Origin of the sequence: Paenibacillus sp. RU5M (assembly GCF_900221055.1) — a bacterium.
GTDB classification, from domain to species: Bacteria; Bacillota; Bacilli; order Paenibacillales; family Paenibacillaceae; genus Paenibacillus; species Paenibacillus marchantiae.
This window is the reverse complement of record NZ_OBQM01000009.1, coordinates 1-18,164: the sequence shown is the minus strand read 5'-3', so window position 1 is coordinate 18,164 and position 18,164 is coordinate 1. Positions and strand designations below refer to the sequence as shown.

Annotated in this window: 19 protein-coding genes, 1 rRNA gene and 1 other annotated feature; all 20 genes read left to right on the top strand. The window is 46.3% G+C overall.

Annotated features, from left to right (window positions below; all coding sequences use genetic code 11):
* The first annotated feature begins 26 nt into the window (after positions 1 to 26).
* The gene (gene mreC, locus CRO25_RS23155; protein ID WP_079696595.1) at positions 27 to 899 is read left to right on the top strand and encodes a rod shape-determining protein MreC; all 873 of its coding nucleotides are present in this window, start codon (positions 27 to 29) and stop codon (positions 897 to 899) included.
* Complete coding sequence (locus CRO25_RS23150; protein WP_063568118.1) at positions 899 to 1,432, top strand: rod shape-determining protein MreD; 534 nt, start codon at positions 899 to 901, stop codon at positions 1,430 to 1,432. Before mreC ends, CRO25_RS23150 begins: the two co-directional genes overlap by 1 nt.
* 74 nt (positions 1,433 to 1,506) lie before the next feature.
* Positions 1,507 to 2,169: a septum site-determining protein MinC gene (gene minC, locus CRO25_RS23145; protein ID WP_063568119.1), complete on the top strand. Its 663-nt coding sequence runs from the start codon at positions 1,507 to 1,509 to the stop codon at positions 2,167 to 2,169.
* A gap of 3 nt (positions 2,170 to 2,172) precedes the next feature.
* Positions 2,173 to 2,967, top strand: a complete 795-nt coding sequence (gene minD, locus CRO25_RS23140) for a septum site-determining protein MinD (RefSeq protein WP_063568120.1) — start codon at positions 2,173 to 2,175, stop codon at positions 2,965 to 2,967.
* Between the two features lie 226 nt (positions 2,968 to 3,193).
* Positions 3,194 to 4,078 carry a M23 family metallopeptidase gene (locus CRO25_RS23135; RefSeq protein ID WP_179132243.1) on the top strand — a complete coding sequence of 295 codons (885 nt, stop codon included), beginning with the start codon at positions 3,194 to 3,196 and terminating at the stop codon, positions 4,076 to 4,078.
* Positions 4,071 to 4,931, top strand: a complete 861-nt coding sequence (locus tag CRO25_RS23130; RefSeq protein ID WP_063568122.1) for a site-2 protease family protein — start codon at positions 4,071 to 4,073, stop codon at positions 4,929 to 4,931. The genes CRO25_RS23135 and CRO25_RS23130 overlap by 8 nt, the downstream gene beginning before the upstream one ends.
* 104 nt (positions 4,932 to 5,035) lie before the next feature.
* Positions 5,036 to 6,286, top strand: coding sequence for an Rne/Rng family ribonuclease (locus CRO25_RS23125; RefSeq protein WP_064635829.1), 1,251 nt, complete (start codon positions 5,036 to 5,038; stop codon positions 6,284 to 6,286).
* 56 nt (positions 6,287 to 6,342) lie between these two features.
* Positions 6,343 to 6,427: a sequence feature (ribosomal protein L21 leader region), on the top strand.
* A gap of 14 nt (positions 6,428 to 6,441) precedes the next feature.
* The gene (gene rplU / locus CRO25_RS23120) at positions 6,442 to 6,753 is read left to right on the top strand and encodes a 50S ribosomal protein L21 (protein WP_062328098.1); all 312 of its coding nucleotides are present in this window, start codon (positions 6,442 to 6,444) and stop codon (positions 6,751 to 6,753) included.
* Between the two features lie 13 nt (positions 6,754 to 6,766).
* The gene (locus tag CRO25_RS23115; protein ID WP_079696593.1) at positions 6,767 to 7,096 is read left to right on the top strand and encodes a ribosomal-processing cysteine protease Prp; all 330 of its coding nucleotides are present in this window, start codon (positions 6,767 to 6,769) and stop codon (positions 7,094 to 7,096) included.
* A 23-nt stretch (positions 7,097 to 7,119) separates the two neighbouring features.
* Positions 7,120 to 7,431 carry a 50S ribosomal protein L27 gene (gene rpmA, locus CRO25_RS23110; protein WP_024633959.1) on the top strand — a complete coding sequence of 104 codons (312 nt, stop codon included), beginning with the start codon at positions 7,120 to 7,122 and terminating at the stop codon, positions 7,429 to 7,431.
* Between the two features lie 151 nt (positions 7,432 to 7,582).
* A complete protein-coding gene (locus CRO25_RS23105; RefSeq protein WP_063568125.1) occupies positions 7,583 to 8,320 on the top strand; it encodes a Spo0B domain-containing protein in 738 nt (245 codons plus the stop codon).
* Between the two features lie 17 nt (positions 8,321 to 8,337).
* Positions 8,338 to 9,648, top strand: coding sequence for a GTPase ObgE (gene obgE / locus CRO25_RS23100; protein ID WP_072735406.1), 1,311 nt, complete (start codon positions 8,338 to 8,340; stop codon positions 9,646 to 9,648).
* A gap of 232 nt (positions 9,649 to 9,880) precedes the next feature.
* The gene (locus tag CRO25_RS23095; RefSeq protein WP_024633956.1) at positions 9,881 to 10,318 is read left to right on the top strand and encodes an ACT domain-containing protein; all 438 of its coding nucleotides are present in this window, start codon (positions 9,881 to 9,883) and stop codon (positions 10,316 to 10,318) included.
* A gap of 93 nt (positions 10,319 to 10,411) precedes the next feature.
* Entirely contained in the window at positions 10,412 to 11,698 is a 1,287-nt protein-coding gene (locus tag CRO25_RS23090; protein ID WP_064635831.1) for a homoserine dehydrogenase, read from the top strand.
* Positions 11,699 to 11,814: 116 nt separating this feature from the next.
* Positions 11,815 to 12,885: a threonine synthase gene (thrC, locus tag CRO25_RS23085; RefSeq protein ID WP_079696592.1), complete on the top strand. Its 1,071-nt coding sequence runs from the start codon at positions 11,815 to 11,817 to the stop codon at positions 12,883 to 12,885.
* Positions 12,882 to 13,850, top strand: a complete 969-nt coding sequence (thrB, locus tag CRO25_RS23080; RefSeq protein ID WP_064635833.1) for a homoserine kinase — start codon at positions 12,882 to 12,884, stop codon at positions 13,848 to 13,850. The genes thrC and thrB overlap by 4 nt, the downstream gene beginning before the upstream one ends.
* The gene (gene pheA / locus CRO25_RS23075; protein ID WP_063568130.1) at positions 13,847 to 14,728 is read left to right on the top strand and encodes a prephenate dehydratase; all 882 of its coding nucleotides are present in this window, start codon (positions 13,847 to 13,849) and stop codon (positions 14,726 to 14,728) included. The genes thrB and pheA overlap by 4 nt, the downstream gene beginning before the upstream one ends.
* Positions 14,729 to 14,866: 138 nt before the next feature.
* The gene (gene ilvE / locus CRO25_RS23070) at positions 14,867 to 15,751 is read left to right on the top strand and encodes a branched-chain-amino-acid transaminase (protein ID WP_063568132.1); all 885 of its coding nucleotides are present in this window, start codon (positions 14,867 to 14,869) and stop codon (positions 15,749 to 15,751) included.
* 194 nt (positions 15,752 to 15,945) lie between these two features.
* Positions 15,946 to 17,571, top strand: a complete 1,626-nt coding sequence (locus CRO25_RS23065) for a LysM peptidoglycan-binding domain-containing protein (RefSeq protein ID WP_079696591.1) — start codon at positions 15,946 to 15,948, stop codon at positions 17,569 to 17,571.
* 500 nt (positions 17,572 to 18,071) lie between these two features.
* A 16S ribosomal RNA gene (locus CRO25_RS23060) occupies positions 18,072 to 18,164 on the top strand; the annotation flags it as partial.

Sequence of the window (18,164 nt, the reverse complement as noted above, 5' to 3'; positions counted from 1 at the left end):
CGGAAGAGAATAATGGATGTTAGAGGGTGGTCGAACTGTTTAAACTGCTGGGTAACAAAAGACTTTTTGTTTTGCTGGTGGGCCTTGTTACATTTATCGCGTTAATGGGCTTTACGCTCGGTCCGCGAACCGCTCTATCCTGGCCGGAGAAATTCCTGAAGGATTCAGTCGGATTTGTACAATACGTATTTTACAAGCCCGCTTCTTCTGTAGCGGGCTTTTTCAAAGATTTGGCGAACATGCGTACGGTATATCAAGAAAATGAAGAGCTTCGCATTGCAATGGGTCACTATACCCGAGATCGGCTGAAATACAATGATATGGAGCAGGTGAATGAACAGCTCCAAAAAGCTCTCAATTTTACAGAGGAACAAAAGAATCGGTATAACTATGGTTCACGAATTGCTCAAGTCATCAGTGCCAACTCTGACCCGAACAGCAGAACGATTAATATCGATATTGGTGAAAATGCGGGAATCAAGGCTGGAATGGCTGTTACTTCGCAAGAGGGGCTGGTTGGGGTTGTCAGTCATGTCAGTTCATATACGTCAACGGTTAATCTGTTAACATCCATGGACGCCAATGATCCAACATCCAACGCCATTGCAGCTACAGCGGTTGGTAAAGAAAAAGTGTTTGGTATGATCGAGAGTTATGATCCAAAGACCGGCATGCTCAAAATGACCAAGATCTCGGAAGATTCAGATATCAAAAAAGATGATGAAATCATCTCCTCCGGGATTATCAACAATTTTCCGAAGTACATGCGTATTGGCAAAGTGGAGAAGGTTGAAGTTGGGGAATATGGTTTGACACGGACTGCGATTATTAAGCCATATGCAAGCTTTCTGGACTGGAAAGAGCTGATTGTGATTATCCCACCTGAGGTAAAAGAATAATGGTAACGCGCAAGCAAGTCTTATTCCTGTTACTGTTCGTTTTGTTCATTGTTGAGGGAACGATCCTTCCGCTGCTCATTCCTTCGGCCTGGCAAATGCGTATTTCTGCCAACCTGGTCTACATCGTGATTTTGTTTATTGCTGTATATCATCATCGGCACACGGCGTTGGTGCTTGGCATATTATTTGGACTCTTGCACGATGTCGTATTCTACGGCGAAATGATTGGACCATACGGATTCTCGATGGGATTATCGGCATATATGATGGGACTTATTTTTCAAGCGCCACGTGCACCACTGCCGGTTATGGTTTCCGTCGTCCTTTTGGGAAGTCTGCTGAATGACACCATGTTATTCTTTCTGTACAAGCTCTTCCAACTCAATCATGTGACATTTGACTGGGCATTGCTTGAATACATGATTCCCAATTTGTTCATTCATTTTGTGTTCGCGCTGATCATTTATGTTCCTCTTCGGAAACAACTGGAGCGGATTGGTAAGAGAAAGAGCAAAGCACAAGAAGCTTCTTGATACATTTTATGGAGTGAGAAGCAGGAACTTGGGGACCCGGGCACGAAATGTAATGAGATGGGAGGGACAGGCTTATGACGGTAAAATCGAATCACGTAACGATTAAAGGCATCCGAGACGGCCTGGTTTTCCTGTTGGACGATCAATGTGAATTCGAGGAATTGCTCTACGAGCTCCGCTATAAGCTGGAACACAGCCATCAAAATATTTTAACCGGACCGATTGTTCATGTGGATATCAAACTGGGCAGCCGCGAAGTGACGGAGGACCAGAAAGAAGCAGTTCTTGATATATTGAAACAAAAAGGGAATTTGCTCATTCGTTCCATTGACTCACCGGCCCTTAAACCAGAGGTTAAAGGGCCGCCGCCGATTGTAACCATGTGTGGTATGGTACGTTCGGGTCAGGTGCTTCATCATGAAGGGAATCTACTGTTTCTTGGTGATATCAATCCGGGGGGCACAGTAACGTGTACCGGAGATATATATGTTTTGGGTTCACTCAGAGGCATGGCTCACGCTGGAATTGGTGGGGACGAAGACTCGATCATTGCTGCTTCGGTGTTTGCACCAACGCAGCTGCGGATCGCTGACATCATCAGCCGTCCTCCCGATGAGTGGGAGAGCCGAGAGACCGGAATGGAATTTGCTTATTTACAGGACAATCAGATGCAGATCGACAAGATGAGCAATATCGTTCGGTTGCGCCGAGATTTTAATGTGTTTAAAGGAGTGTAGCTCATGGGAGAGGCGATCGTGATCACTTCGGGTAAAGGCGGCGTGGGTAAAACAACCACCTCGGCAAACATCGGGACAGCGCTGGCGCTGCTCGGCAAAAAGGTTTGTCTGGTAGATACCGATATCGGCCTTCGCAATCTGGATGTCGTGATGGGACTCGAAAACCGGATCATTTATGATCTGTGCGACGTTGCAGACGGCCGCTGCCGACTGAATCAGGCTTTGGTCAAAGATAAACGTTTTGAAGAATTATATATGCTGCCTGCAGCACAAACGAGAGATAAGAACTCTGTGTCACCAGAACAGGTGAAGGATATTATTCTCGAACTAAAAAAAGATTTTGAATACGTCATTATTGATTGTCCAGCCGGAATTGAGCAGGGGTTCAAAAATGCGGTTGCAGGAGCTGACCAGGCCATTGTGGTCACTACACCAGAAAATGCGGCTGTGCGTGATGCGGACCGTGTCATTGGTTTGCTGGAGAGTTCGCACATTAAATCGCCAAAATTGGTTGTGAACCGTATCCGTAACAATATGGTCAAATCAGGCGACATGCTCGACATTGACGGCATTTTACAAGTACTTAATATTGATCTGATCGGGATCGTTCCTGATGATGAACTTGTCATCAAGGCAGCCAACTCGGGAGAGCCCACAGTAATGAATCCGGATTCACTTGCGGCCATTGCCTATCGAAATATTGCCCGTCGTATTCTGGGAGATACCGTTCCTCTGATGCAATTGGAGCAAAAAAAGGGTGCTTTCACACGTTTTAAGAAGTTTTTTGGAATGGGTTAACTGGCTCTTCCTTATCACATTTATGTATGACAGCCGTGGCCCTCAAGCCCGGCTTTTTGATTATTATGGAGCCTTTGATTAAAGGCGACTTGTATAGAACAGGATATGTACTTCACAGGAGGACTCCACGTTGTGGGGTTATTTTTGCTTCCAGCCGAAGCTTGTTCATATTATGAACGAGCCCCTCATAAGATGTAGTAAACAAGCCTCGGCGGGAGGACATTCCATGAATACGAAACTCAGAATCAAGCAGAGAAGAGAAGAGCGCATTCGGCGGTTAATGGATGGTGCTACGGAAGAAATTATGCAGCAGCGAGAATCGGGCTCGGTATCCGATAAGCGTTCATCTGCGCAACGTAATCCTTTCTCGTCTATGGATATACAAGAAAATCTACGAACGGCAAGATCTTCGTTGGCGGAACAGGAAAGAGATCCGGAGTGGCTGTGGAAAAAAGAGAATGGGCATTATGGTCCTGGCGGCCATCCACGCTTCAATCTGATGAAGTCATTCGTGGGACGAACGGTGGTTAGCATTTTATTATTCGGCGGCGTCTGGGGATTGTTTCAGTTGAACACCTCGTGGACGACACCTGCCAAAACTGTAATCGCCGATGTGCTGCATCGGGATATGGATTTTGCCTATGCTGCTGCTTGGTACGAACGGCATTTTGGCGGAACGCCATCATTCTTGCCTGTTCTTGGACATACCACCGATCCTGTGAACGGCTCGGGAATTCGACATCTGCTCGGCAAACCGATCTCGGGAACTGTCGTTCAGCCTTTTACTCTGAGCATGAAAGGCATTGAGATTGTTCCTGAAGCTGGCGGTACGGGACTTATTCAAGTGGTTAGTTCAGATGCCGGACGAGTACTTCAGGTATTGGATGACCCGGAAAATGGGACAACGGTTGTAATTCAGCACTCTGGTCAAGTCACAGCGATATACGGACGCTTGAACGAGAGTGAAGTCCAGGTGAATGATTGGGTAGAAGCGGGTGACGCGGTCGGCAGCCTAAAGGAGACTGGAAATGATCAACCTGCTACATTGTATTTCGCTGTAAAAGAGGGCGAGCAGTACGTAGACCCTGCGGAAGTGGTTGCCCTTGATTAGGTTGTGGGGTGTACGTATCTCGTTTCATCCTTTTTTTGTGATTATCATGATGGCTTCCCTGTTGACTGGCAACTTTATTGAACTCATCACGCTGTTTGCGATCGTTTTTATTCATGAATGTGGACATGCTGCAGCGGCAGCCCTTCTGGGCTGCCGTGTCCTTTCGATACAGATGCTTCCTTTTGGCGGCGTCGCCGTTATTGAGGATGCCGGAAATATTACAGCCCGGCGGGAGATCATTATCGCTTTGGCAGGTCCTTTTCAAAATATGCTCATGGTTGGAATCGTTTTGTTGCTGAAGTATGGGAACCTGGGAGACCCGCTTTTTTTGGATTATATTATACAGGGGAATCTGTTGATTGCCCTATTTAACCTGCTACCCGTGTTGCCGCTGGATGGCGGTAAAATTGTACAGGCACTCGTTAGTCTTGCTGCTCCCTACTATACGACATTGATGTGGACTTACAGAATCAGCATTCTGTGTAGCGCAGGGGTTATCTTGGTTGCCATCGGTCGCTGGTTTACCGGTGATTACGGGCTGCCGTTAAATATCCTGTTGATCGGAATTTTTCTGTTCTATTCCAATGTGACCGATTACCGAAATATTCCCTACCGGTTTATCCGATTTCTGATGAATCGTGAAAGTGCATTCACCCGTCATGCGGCTACAGGCAGTTTGGCGCAGCCGATAATCTCATTTCCGGCGAAACCTTTGGAGACTATTTTGCGTCTATTAAAGAGAGAAAGATACCATATGATATATGTGATGAATAGACAGGGAAGAATCATGGCCGTTTTGCCTGAGCAGCGAATCATCGGTTCTTATTTCAAACAAGACACGGATAAGTTGTAGCATCTTGGTGGATCTGTCCTGAATTGGGTTAATACATGTACAATGAGTATGCAAAGATACAGAATGGATGTGGATGAATTGAATTGTCTTCTAGAGGTGAAGCCATGAAACAAATGATTGTACATAATGAACATAACCTCATGCAAATGGCGCTTCTGGAAGAAGGCAAAGCTGTAGAATTCATGGCAGAGCGTACACGCGAGCGTGGACTGCTGGGTTCGTATTTCAAAGGACGGGTAGTGAACGTGTTACCAGGTATGCAAGCTGCTTTTGTGGATATCGGTCAGAAAAAGAATGCTTTTCTGTATGTGGACGATGTATTGCATCCCAATCTGGAGAAACAACCCAAAGTGAAGCCTTCAATTTCGGAGCTGCTTCGTCCAGGTCAGGATGTAATCGTCCAGGTCCTGAAGGAGCCAGTAGGAAGCAAGGGAGCCCGGGTGACGACTCATTATTCGCTGCCGGGCCGCTGGCTTGTCTATATGCCTTTAGCAGACTATGTAGCCGTCTCCAAGAAAATTGCCCGTGAGGGCGATCGATCCCGCCTCAAAACGCTGGGTGAACAACTGAGACGGGACGAAGAGGGGCTTATCATACGAACCGTATCCGCAGAGGAACAGAGGGAAGCCATTCAGGCCGACTTGGAAACATTACGTGAGCAGTGGCGTCTGATTCGTGAAAAAGCGGATAGTTTGCCTTCACCAAGCCTGCTGCATCGAGATCAGAGTATGGTTCAGCGGATCATTCGTGATGTGTATACGCCTGGTAGCGATGAAGTCATTACGGATAATGAAGCACAAGCCCGTGAATTGAGTGCTTTGCTGGAGGAGATCTGTCCAGGCCATCAACCTAAAGTACAGGTGTACAGGGGAGAAGAATCAATTTTTGCTGCTTATCGTGTGCAGGAGCAGTTGAACAGGGATTTCGCCCGCAAGATATGGCTGCCTGGAGGCGGATATATTGTCCTTGATCATACCGAGGCGCTCACTGTAGTCGATGTCAATACAGGCAAGTACACGGGAGCAGGCGGCGACAGTCTGGAAGAGACCGTAACGGAAACGAACATGCAGGCAGCGGTTGAGATCGCCCGTTTAATGCGTCTTCGGGATATCGGTGGCATGATTATTGTGGACTTCATTGATATGGAGGAAGCGATGAATCGGCATGAAGTTGCGGCAACGCTGGAAAATGAACTCAAGAAGGATCGAACCAAGGCTTTTGTAATGGGTTGGACCAAGCTGGGATTGCTTGAACTTACCCGTAAGAAGGTACGGGAAGAGAGCACGCTCCCTTACGTGGAGCCGTGTTCTTCCTGTCATGGGACAGGCAAAAGATATATTTCGCCGTTGCATTGATTTTTAGTATAGTTGGTGGTATAATCATCAGGTATGTGTTTAGCCTATTGGTCTTGCACATGCTGTAACCGCACTGGCCGGGTACAAGAACAGTTCCGCAAGGACACTGTCACCTGAGACCGGGCGAGTCTGAGACATGAGGAGGTGCAAGGCAAATGTACGCAATTATTGAAACAGGTGGCAAACAGTACAAAGTCCAAGAGGGCGATGTTCTGTTCATCGAGAAATTGACTGCGAACGATGGCGAAAGCGTAACGTTCGACCGTGTCCTGGCTGTATCTAACGATCAAGGTTTGACAGCAGGTACACCATTGGTTTCCGGAGCAACTGTAACGGCTAAAGTGGAGAAACATGGCAAAGGACAAAAGGTTGTTGTATACAAATACAAACCTAAAAAGAACTACCATGTGAAGCAAGGTCACCGTCAACCGTATACAAAAGTAACTATCGAAGCAATCAAAGCGTAAGAAGGTGCGATAAGTGATTATCGTTCAAATCTTTCGTAATGATGACGGGAGCATCGATCGTTTCTCCATCAAAGGGCATGCTAATTTTGCCAAGCGAGGAGAAGACATCGTATGTGCCGGGGTATCCGCTGTTACAGTGGGTACGGTGAACTCGATTGAAACACTGACTGGTGTCGAAATGGACGCCAAGATGAAGAATGGCTTTTTAAGCGCTTCTTTACCGGTGTTGGAGAAAGACGCAACCTGGTCCCAGGTACAATTGCTACTCGAATCCATGGTGCTTATGCTCACTGATATTGCAGAGTCATACGGAAAGTATATTCAGATAGAGCAAGTCAAATAATCAAAGAAGGAGGACAACCAATCATGTTGAAATTAAATCTTCAGTTATTCGCATCGAAAAAAGGTGTAGGTTCCACGAAGAATGGTCGTGACAGTAACGCACAACGCCTTGGCGTTAAACGTGCTGACGGACAAACAGTAACTGGTGGTAGCATTCTCGTTCGCCAACGCGGAACGAAAATTCACCCAGGTACTAACGTGGGTATCGGTAAAGATGACACTTTGTTTGCGAAAGTTGACGGCGTTGTGAAATTCGAACGTTGGGGACGCGATCGTAAAAAAGTAAGCATCTACCCTGTGAATGTTGCTCCAGTAGCAGCTGCAGTAGAAGCATAATATCGGCATTCCGCCTAAGGAGCCTTCGGCATTTTTGCCGGAGGCTTTTTGTATTTATAGGTTATTCGATAATGAACTGGCAGAAAAGACATGTTATACTTGGTTACGGTGGGGTTTAAACCAACCGAGTTTTGTAGAACGGGGAGAAGCCATGAAATCTTGGAAAAGAGTGCCCTGGATTGCGGCATGTTCACTTCTGATTCCTTTGGTTTTCGTTATGCTGTATCCAGTGATTATTTCAATAGCTGTATACGCATTGTGGTCCGTCGCGGTGCTTTTTGTTTCTGTGAATGTGATGAAGAGACAAGCAGAGGCGGAACGCAGAACCATCATACAATCTATGGAAAAGACAGCAATTGCATCATTAAATCATCATAGGCATGATTGGATGAACGATCTTCAGGTATTGTATGGATATCTTAGACTGGGCAAACTTGATAAATCAGTGCAATGTGTGGAAAGAATAGTAGAGCGGGTTAACGAAGAAAGCCGAATCTCCAGATTGGGTATTCCTTCACTCGTATTTTATCTTCAATCTTTCCGGACCAGTGGAGTCGCTCTGGAATTGCATGTGGTCGTAGAGGAAGAGTTGCAGCTTAGTGCTCTGGTCTCTCCCGAGGATGGCGAGTCGCTTACGGGGGCGATTGCCGATGCGATTCGAGCCTATCAATATGGCGGCGGCCGGTCGTCTTGGGGAGAGGTTCGCAAACTGACCTTGAACTTCGGACAGGATCACGGAGATGTGGTTGTCCGGCTGGATGGGGATCAAACACCCGATCCGGAAACATTGCGGCAGCTCAATGCCGTACTCAAAGGAAAAAAAGTCAGAACGGAGCAGCTTCCGTCTGAGGATACGTTTATACAATTCAGAATGCCTTGCGGAATATAGGAAGAAGGGGTTAACCAATGTTTGTAGATAAAGCGAAGATTTATGTGAAAGCCGGAGACGGAGGGGACGGAATTATTTCGTTTCGTCGTGAGAAGTATGTACCGAACGGCGGACCTGCCGGAGGTGATGGAGGCAGAGGAGCTGACATCATTTTCCGTGTGGATGAAGGTCTGCGTACGTTGATGGATTTCCGTTACCAGCGTCACTTCAAGGCCCCTCGTGGTGAGAAGGGACGTAATAAAAGTCAGCATGGCGCGAACGCTGAGAACATGATTGTACGTATTCCACCTGGAACCGTGATTTTGGATGAAGACAGTGGAGAAGTACTGGCTGATTTGACACGTCATGGTCAACAGGTTGTTGTTGCTCGTGGCGGACGAGGCGGACGGGGAAACATTCGTTTTGCCACGCCTAACAATCCAGCGCCAGAACTGGCCGAAAATGGCGAAGAAGGTCAAGAACGTTACATCGTACTTGAGCTTAAGGTCATGGCAGATGTCGGTTTGGTTGGTTTCCCAAGTGTCGGGAAATCTACACTGTTGTCTGTTGTTTCGGCAGCCAAGCCAAAGATTGGAGCATATCATTTTACAACCATTACACCTAACCTGGGTGTTGTTGGTGTAGGTGAAGGCCGTAGCTTTGTTATGGCCGACTTGCCGGGCCTGATTGAAGGTGCTCACGAAGGTATTGGGCTTGGACATGAGTTCTTGCGTCACGTAGAACGTACACGCATTATCGTTCATGTCGTTGATATGTCTGGTTCAGAAGGACGTGATCCGTTCGAAGACTGGCAGAAAATCAACGAGGAACTCAAATTGTACAATCCTATCCTCGCTGAGAGACCACAAGTTGTAGCAGCCAATAAAATGGACATGCCGGATTCCGAAGCTAATCTCGAAGAGTTTTTGCAGAAGGTTCGTGAAGTTCAACCGGATATTGAAGTTATGCCTATTTCGTCCCTGACACGGAAAGGGATTCAAGAGCTCCTGTATCGTGCGGCTGATCTGCTGGATCAAATTCCGGACGAGCCAGTGGTTGAAGAAGTTGCTGACTTATCCGAACGCAAAGTGTACAGCTTAGACAAAAAAGAGGACGATGGTTTCCGTATTGTACGGGAGAATGAAATCTTCGTAGTCGAAAGTGCCAAGATTGAACGTATGATGAAACGGATGCAGCTGAATTCGCATGAAGCGATTCTCAAACTGGCGCGTACATTGCGCTATATGGGTGTGGATGCGGAACTGCGTAAACGCGGAGCTGAAGAAGGCACCATTGTGCGCATTGGCGAGTTTGAATTCGAATTTGTGGAAGGTAGCAGCTACTATTAAGATAGAAGTGCAACCCTTACGAATATAAAGGATTAAAACATATACGCAGAGTAGTGGGAGATTACCCGCTGCTCTGCGTTTTTTTATTTTTCCTTACCTGCACGTGGGATAAACTTGTATACTGTTAGGAATAGTTTTTCAAAAATAGACATGTGAGGTATTGCCCTTTTGAGATAGATCCTATATAATGTCCACTATATGAATACATGAGTCTTTGAGGAGAGGACGTTCTGTGAATGAACGCTATTACTTAGTACGGGAAGACATTTTGCCAGAGGCTGTGGTGAAGACCATGCAGGTAAAAGAACTGCTAGCTTCCGGGGATGTCAAAACAGTTCATGAGGCGGTTGAACAGGTTGGATTAAGCCGAAGTGCTTTTTATAAATACAAGGATGGCATCCATTTGATCAATCAGCTTGAACGGGAGCGAATTGTAACGATCTCCATTGATTTGGAGCATCAGTCAGGAATATTGTCTCGTGTTCTCGGACATGTAGCTGGTTATGGAGCCAACGTGCTAACCATTAATCAAAGTATTCCGCTCCAGGGGAGAGCCAATGTTGTCATTTCAGTGGAGACATCACACCTCCATGGGGAAATCGGAGAAATGCTCGATCGGATGCAGGATATGCCCGGGGTTCGACGCACGCGCATTGTAGGCCAAGGTTAATTAGACGTTATCATAAAACGTTTAGGAATAAGTTGTATGTATGGTTAAATCGTACAGGGGTGAAGGAGAAAAGACATTGGGGGTAGATCGTTAGTGAAACCGGTAAAAGTGGGATTGTTGGGTCTGGGTACGGTGGGGACTGGGGTCGTTCGCATCGTGGAAGGAAATCAGGAGGATCTGAGCAGTCAGGTTGGATCACCGATCGTTATAGAGAAGATTGCAGTGAAGAATACGGAAAAAGATCGTGTCATTGCTGTAGACCGTGCGAAGCTCACTGAAGATCCTTGGGAAGTCATTCGTCACCCGGATATTGATGTTATCGTGGAAGTTATGGGTGGCATTGATCAGACCAAAGAGTACATTCTTGAAGCACTGGAGCGGGGTAAGCATATCGTAACCGCGAACAAGGATTTAATGGCTCTGCACGGTTCCGAGATTTTGGCTAAGGCACAGGAAAAGCAATGTGATGTATTCTACGAAGCGAGTGTGGCTGGGGGCATTCCGATCATCAGAACGCTGATTGAAGGTTTCTCATCCGACCGGATTACCCGCATTATGGGGATTGTGAACGGAACAACGAACTTTATTTTGACCAAAATGAGCCAGGAAGGCGCCTCATATGAAGAGGTTCTGGCCGAGGCTCAAGCACTCGGATACGCAGAAACCGATCCAACTTCGGATGTCGAAGGACTCGATGCAGCTCGCAAAATGGCGATTCTGGGCACTTTGGGCTTCCGTACCAATGTGGAACTGAAAGACGTAACCGTTAAGGGGATTACATCCGTGACCCGTGAAGATATTACGTATGCCAAAAGACTTGGCTATGAGATGAAGCTACTAGGTATCGCAGATCGTCGGGATGATGAGATCACCATTAGTGTTCAGCCAACGATGGTAAGACAGAATCATCCGATTGCATCCGTCAATGGGGTGTTCAACGCTGTGTATGTACATGGCGAAGCTGTAGGTGAGACGATGTTCTACGGTGCGGGTGCAGGTGAGCTTCCGACGGCAACTTCTGTAGTAGCGGATATCGTGGCTGTGATCAAAAACCTGAAGCTGGGTGTGAATGGTCTTAAAGCCATTGTGCCTTATAAACAGAAGCGCCTGCAAAGTGACGAGCACATTATGTCGAAAAACTTTATTTTGCTGCATGTAGATGACAAGGCAGGGGTACTGGCGCAGATTACACAAATCTTCGCTGAATACGAAGTCAGCCTGGCTTCAGTCGTGCAACAGCCGAACGAGCATAACCCGGATGCTGAGATCATCATTGTTACGCATAACGCTAGCAAGGCAAGCATGGATAAAGTATTGAAACACTTTGAATCCCTTGCCGTCATTCGTCGCATTAAGAGTGTGTACCGGGTAGAAGGATAATTCGTCCCCAATCCGGTTTGAATTTTCAGATCTAAATCCAGTTTAAGGTACACGTTTAACCATATAGATGTATGCAATCATATTCGGATTATTAACGACAAAGGAGTTTACCCACAATGAGATATCAAGGATTACTGCAAACGTATAGAGAGCACCTTCCGGTTAATGAAAACACGCCCCTGCTTACGCTTCATGAAGGAAACACACCCCTGGTTCATGCGGAGAATCTGTCCGAGGAACTCGGATTGAATTTATATTTCAAATATGAAGGTCTGAATCCGACTGGTTCATTTAAAGACCGCGGAATGGTTATGGCTGTTGCTAAAGCGATGGAAGAAGGCAGCCGCACAATCATGTGTGCATCGACAGGTAACACTTCAGCGGCAGCAGCAGCGTATGCGGCTCGTGCTGGTCTGAATTGTATCGTATTGATCCCGAATAACAACATTGCGCTGGGTAAACTGGCCCAAGCTATGATCTATGGAGCCAAGGTAATTGCGATTAATGGCAACTTTGACCGTGCATTGGAAATTGTGCGTGAGATTACAGCCAAACATCCAATTACGCTCGTGAACTCCGTGAATCCGTTCCGAATTGAAGGACAGAAAACGGCTGCATTTGAAGTGATTGAACAGCTTGGTCAAGCACCTGATGTACTCGCAATCCCGGTGGGTAACGCAGGGAACATCTCGGCTTACTGGAAAGGATTCAAGGAGTATAAAGAAGCAGGCAAATCGAATTCCCTGCCACGTATGGTCGGTTTTGAAGCGGAAGGCGCGATGGCGATTGTCAAAGGTGAACCGATTCTTGAGCCTGAAACCGTAGCAACAGCTATTCGAATTGGTAATCCAGCAAGTTGGAAAACCGCTGTAGCTGCAGCTGAAGAGTCTGGCGGACTGATTAATTATGTAACTGACGAAGAAATTCTGACAGCGTATCGTACGATCGCCGCGCGTGAAGGGATTTTTGCTGAACCTGCATCCGCTGCTTCCGTTGCTGGTGTATACAAACTGAAGAGTGAAGGGTACTTTAAAGGCGGAGAAACTGTGGTTTGTGTACTGACAGGACATGGTCTAAAAGATCCTAATATTGCAATCAAAACGGTAGCGACTGAGCCGCTTGTTGTGGAAGATTCCGAAGAAGCGGTTATGGCGGCAATTGCACAATTGGAGCAACAATCCGTATGAGTTTGCAGCAAAGGGTAATCGTTAAGGTACCTGCAAGTACAGCCAATCTGGGTCCAGGGTTTGATACCCTGGGCATGGCATTGTCTCTGTATGCATGGCTTGAGATGAAACCGGCTGAGCAGACAACATTCCATTTACATGGAGATCATCTGACGGGTCTGCCAACAGATAAATCCAATTTGATATATGAAGTTGCACAGATGGTGTTCAACGAAGCTGGAATCTCCGTTCCAGAGTTGGAAATTTCCATGTATTCCGATATTCCGCTTACTCGAGGACTGGGAAGCAGTGCATCAGCTATCGTGGGTGCATTGGCTGCTGCTAATGCTTTAATTGGCACTCCGTTATCTGATGCCAAGCTTCTGGACATGGCTACGTCGCTGGAGAAACATCCGGATAATGTAGGAGCTTCACTATATGGAGGTATCATTACAGCAGCATGGGATGGCAGTCGGGTAGACCATATTCGCATTGAGCCGCATCAGGATTTGCAGACGTTGGTCATCGTACCGGACTTCGAGTTGTCCACTTCGAAAGCAAGAAATGTAATTCCACAGCAGTTTGACAAGTCTGATGTCATTCACAACATAAGCAGATCATCCTTACTCGTTGCAGCTTTGGCAAGTGGGAGATTGGACATGATTCAAAAGGCGATGTCTGACCGCATTCATCAACCCTACAGGGCATCTTTGGTACCCGGTATGGCTGAAATCCTGGAACATGCGGTCAGTCATGGAGCCCTGGGGGCTGCATTGAGTGGAGCCGGACCTACCGTTTTGACGTTGGTAGATCGTCATGATACTCGTAAGCTTGAATTGGAGCAATATTTGATAGACACAATGAGCCGTGAAGGTATCACTGCATCTGCATTGTGGTTGGATCCGGATCTGGACGGTGTTACCGTACTGCCTGATCAAGATGAAAGTCCTTTTATGGACAGAGTTAAAGGGGAAGTTAACGCATGAAACGAATTGCAGTATTACCTGAAGGTTCAGTTTCTCATGAAGCAGTAGATTTTCTGTTTAATGGGGAGCCTTTGGAATTGCTTCATTCCAAACTGATTTCTGATGTTTTCCGGGCTACGGATAGTGGAAAGTCCCAGTATAGTGTCATACCTATTGAGAATACGATTGAAGGCTCCGTTAGTTTGCATATGGACTGGCTGGTTAACGAAGTGGATATTCCGATGCAAGCAGAATGGGTTTATCCATCCATCCAAAATGTCATTGGGCATGGCTCTGAGTTCAGGACAGAGAGTGGTGAATATGATTTCGGGAAAATTACGAAGATCATGTCCCATCCTGTAGCGATTCCACAGTGCCAGAATTTTATTCGCCTGCATTCACCTGGAGCAGATCTTGAGGGTGTTAACAGTACAGCGGAAGCTGTGGAGATTGTTAAAAAAAATCCTGGCAAAGGCTGGGTCGCGATTGGTACAAGGCTGGCTGCACAGAAGCATGGTTTGGACATTATGGCTGAACGGGTTACCGATCATGACAACAACTATACTCGTTTTGTGTTGATAGGCCATGAGCCTGTTCAGATACCACGAGAGCCTGATCATGTGAAAACCAGTTTGCTGGTTACATTGCCTGAAGATGCACCGGGTGCATTGCATCAGGTGCTTTCGGCTTTTGCCTGGCGGAAGCTGAACTTGACCCGATTGGAATCTCGTCCAACGAAGAAGAGGTTGGGGAGTTATTATTTTTACATTGATGTTGAAGAAAGTGCAGATTCGGTATTGCTTACCGCAGCCATGGCTGAGATTGAGGCTTTGAATTGTCAGGTACGTGTTCTTGGCAGCTATCCGTGTTATACATATCCTTCGTTAAAAACGACCTGAATCAGGACGTACATTGGTGAAGGTTGTCATAAGACTGGGTAATGTGTGCAAGAACAGCTTGTCATTTGTTGTCCAATGAGCGAGATAAATGTAGTTTCGGAATCAGGGGATGGAAATTTTATGGAGGTGCAGTCATCGGTGTCAGAACAATGGATTTACTTGGATGGTCGATATGTGACCAAGGAGAATGCAACCGTTTCGGTATATGATCACGGATTTTTGTATGGAGACGGTATTTTCGAAGGTATTCGTATTTATAACGGTAACATTTTCAGATGCAAAGCGCATTTGGATCGTTTGTACGATTCAGCTAAATCCATCAGTCTGAACATTCCGTTGTCTTATGATGAGATGCTGGAAGTGATGGCTGAAACGGTACGTCGCAATGATATGCGTAACGGTTATATTCGTCTGATCGTTTCACGTGGACCTGGTAACTTGGGTCTTGATCCGCTGCGCTGCCCTAAAGCGTCCGTTATTATCATTGTTGAGCAACTCGCGATCTATCCGGAGGAAGCGTATCTTACTGGGTTGAAAGCCGTGTCTGTATCGCAGCGCCGCAACATTCCTGATGCACTTAATCCAAAAATTAAATCATTGAACTATCTGAACAACATTCTTGTTAAAATTCAGTCTAACTATTCAGGTGCCGGTGAAGCGATTATGCTTAATTCCCAAGGTTACGTTACTGAGGGTTCGAGTGATAACATCTTCATCATCAAAAATGGTGTAGTTTATACGCCACCTTGTTATCTTGGTGCATTAGAGGGAATTACACGTCAGGCCATTATCGATCTGTGCGGTGAGCTGGATCTTGAATTAAAAGAAGTGCCATTTACACTACATGATGTGTACATTGCCGACGAAGTCTTCTTCACGGGAACAGCCGCAGAAGTTATTGCTGCATATGAGGTGGACGGCAGAACGATTGGAACGGGTGTTGCAGGTCCTGTAACCTTGAGATTGCTGGAAGCGTTCCGTCAAATTGTCGACAAAGACGGTTACAAAGTTTGGGAAGAATAAAAGGAACGAACTAAATAGGGAAGCAGGAAATCCTTCTTGTCTCAGAAAATCAGCATACCTGGAGTATGCGGTTTTTGGGGCGGGAAGGATTTTTTTTGCTTAGTTGATGTCATTGGCCCAATTTCTGCATAGGATGTAGTAACGGTATGGGCGAATGCACTGCCCAAGTATCACGTCTAGGAGGTTAGTTCCAAGTGAAAATACACATGGTGAAAAAAGGCGACACATTATATCTGCTGTCCCAAAAATATAATGTAGCGTTGGACAAAATTATCGCAGCCAATCCGCAAATTTCAAATCCTGACAAGTTGGAGATCGGCATGAAGGTCAAAATCCCTGCGGAGCCTGTAACACCAAAGCCAGAAGGCGTGTTGCACAGTCATAAAGTCCAGCAAGGAGATTCGTTGTGGAAGTTGTCACAGGCTTGGGGAGTTCCGTTGAAAGATATGATCAATGCGAACCCGCAATTGAAAAATCCTAATGCTCTTCTTGTAGGGGAGACCGTGTACATTCCATCAGCGAATGCACCGGGGAATGCGGCTTCAGAGAATGGTGCCTCATCCAATGTTGCTCATGAGAAGCTGTCTCCTGAAGGGAAGGAATACACGGGAGTTAAAGAAGAAACGCCTCCAGTCGTACCAGTAGTCCCAGTACCTGAACCAGCTCCTTTACCGGAAGTCTCCAATGCGGTTCCGGCTCCTGTACCTGCAAATCCGGTCGTACCTAATATCAAGCCAGAAGTGGAAGTGTTACCACAGTTACCTGAAATTCCTGAAGAGAAACCGCAGAAGGAAGCTCAGAAGAAAGAAAATACCAAATCTGAAGTGCAATTAAAACCGATAACTGAAGCGCCGACGTATACGATGCCTAATATCTCACCTGAAGTCCTGCCTTTACCTGTAATACCTAACAACACGAAATGGCCTACAGAAGTAGCTCCTGCGACCAAAGCTCCATGTGGTTGCGGCAGTAAAATGCTGCATGCTCCTGCCGAGCATCCCTATGCCCAAGTTCCTGTACCTGCACAAGAGGTATACACTGCTCCACAAAACATGTATACGGCTGGGGCGAACGAAAATGCTACATTCCCAGGTATACCTGAAGTGAGTCCTTACTCCATAGGTAATACATCCAACACGCCTTGGAGCGGCGCGGAGTATAATCATAACAACGTTATGCCAAACGTATCTGCTGAGATGCAGAACAACTCGTATCCGATCGCTCCATCAGGTCAAGTGAACAGCCCATACCCTCCATTTGCGGCCAATGAGCATATGAACCACCAACCGCCTCATATTTCTCCTTACTCTATGCTTCCGTACCCGCCATGCGGATGTGGCAACCATCATATGCCTAACCATCAATACGCACATCCCTCACATAACTACCAGAACCCAGCGTGGGGCACATACAATCCTTATGGGATGCAACCCGAAATGACCACATCCATGATGCCGAATCAGCCATTGGAGTATGCCTATCAAAATCCATACCCTACTCAGAACATGGTGCCGCCGTCTCCATTAGGTGCATTTGGTGAACTGTATCCTCCACAAGGTAAGGGGGAAGGCAAAAAGGGTGGACGTGACGAGGCTAACTTAAGCCAGTCTTCTACAGAGAGTGAGACTGAGTTCAATCTGGATGCGAAGCCCAAACAAGCAGCCAAAACAGGAACTGCGAAACGCAGAACAGCCAAACCTGCTGCTAAATCTAAATCTAAAGTATCTGTATCCGGGAAACAAGCAAGAGAGCGCACAGGGATAACCACTAAACGTAGTTCTAACAATAAAAAGCGTAGAAATCCCTGGATACAGCAATAACACTGTAAAGTAAACGGAAAACCGTTAATCTTCAAAAGGCCGACTCTGAGAAGAGTCGGCCTTTTGAGTTTGTATGGAGAGCATGGTAATCCTACTATAGTATGGAAGTGTCACGCTTGTAGAATTCTTTAGCAGTTATCAAGAAAATCCATGAATGTGGACGGGATTGTTAGGGAAATAGAGCCTCATATTCGCTATAGTTTTATTGGGGGCATTGGGGACTTAGAATCTATTAAATGTTTTTTTGAAAAAACTATTGCATTGGTTTCGTCAGTATGATATATTATTTAAGTCGCCGCTGAAACACAGCGTTGACAACGAAAAGAGTAACACAAACGAGTTTGATCTTTGAAAACTGAACAACGAGTGAGTAACGATCTTGCTTGCAAGATCGACGCTGAGAAATCGGTACAAGTCTTCGGACTGTATGATTTCAAAGCAAAACAATGAGATTTTAATCTCGTCAGTTTCAAAATGAGCTTATCGCTCTTTTCAATACTTTATTGGAGAGTTTGATCCTGGCTCAGGACGAACGCTGGCGGCATGCCTAATACATGCAAGTCGAGCGGACTTGAAGAGAAGCTTGCTTCTCT

Coding starts and splice junctions, on each gene's coding strand:
- CRO25_RS23150 (WP_063568118.1), top strand. CDS start 899: ATGGTAACGCGCAAGCAAGTCTTATTCCTGTTACTGTTCGTTTTGTTC.
- minC (WP_063568119.1), top strand. CDS start 1,507: ATGACGGTAAAATCGAATCACGTAACGATTAAAGGCATCCGAGACGGC.
- minD (WP_063568120.1), top strand. CDS start 2,173: ATGGGAGAGGCGATCGTGATCACTTCGGGTAAAGGCGGCGTGGGTAAA.
- CRO25_RS23135 (WP_179132243.1), top strand. CDS start 3,194: ATGAATACGAAACTCAGAATCAAGCAGAGAAGAGAAGAGCGCATTCGG.
- CRO25_RS23125 (WP_064635829.1), top strand. CDS start 5,036: ATGAAACAAATGATTGTACATAATGAACATAACCTCATGCAAATGGCG.
- rplU (WP_062328098.1), top strand. CDS start 6,442: ATGTACGCAATTATTGAAACAGGTGGCAAACAGTACAAAGTCCAAGAG.
- rpmA (WP_024633959.1), top strand. CDS start 7,120: ATGTTGAAATTAAATCTTCAGTTATTCGCATCGAAAAAAGGTGTAGGT.
- CRO25_RS23105 (WP_063568125.1), top strand. CDS start 7,583: ATGAAATCTTGGAAAAGAGTGCCCTGGATTGCGGCATGTTCACTTCTG.
- obgE (WP_072735406.1), top strand. CDS start 8,338: ATGTTTGTAGATAAAGCGAAGATTTATGTGAAAGCCGGAGACGGAGGG.
- thrC (WP_079696592.1), top strand. CDS start 11,815: ATGAGATATCAAGGATTACTGCAAACGTATAGAGAGCACCTTCCGGTT.
- thrB (WP_064635833.1), top strand. CDS start 12,882: ATGAGTTTGCAGCAAAGGGTAATCGTTAAGGTACCTGCAAGTACAGCC.
- pheA (WP_063568130.1), top strand. CDS start 13,847: ATGAAACGAATTGCAGTATTACCTGAAGGTTCAGTTTCTCATGAAGCA.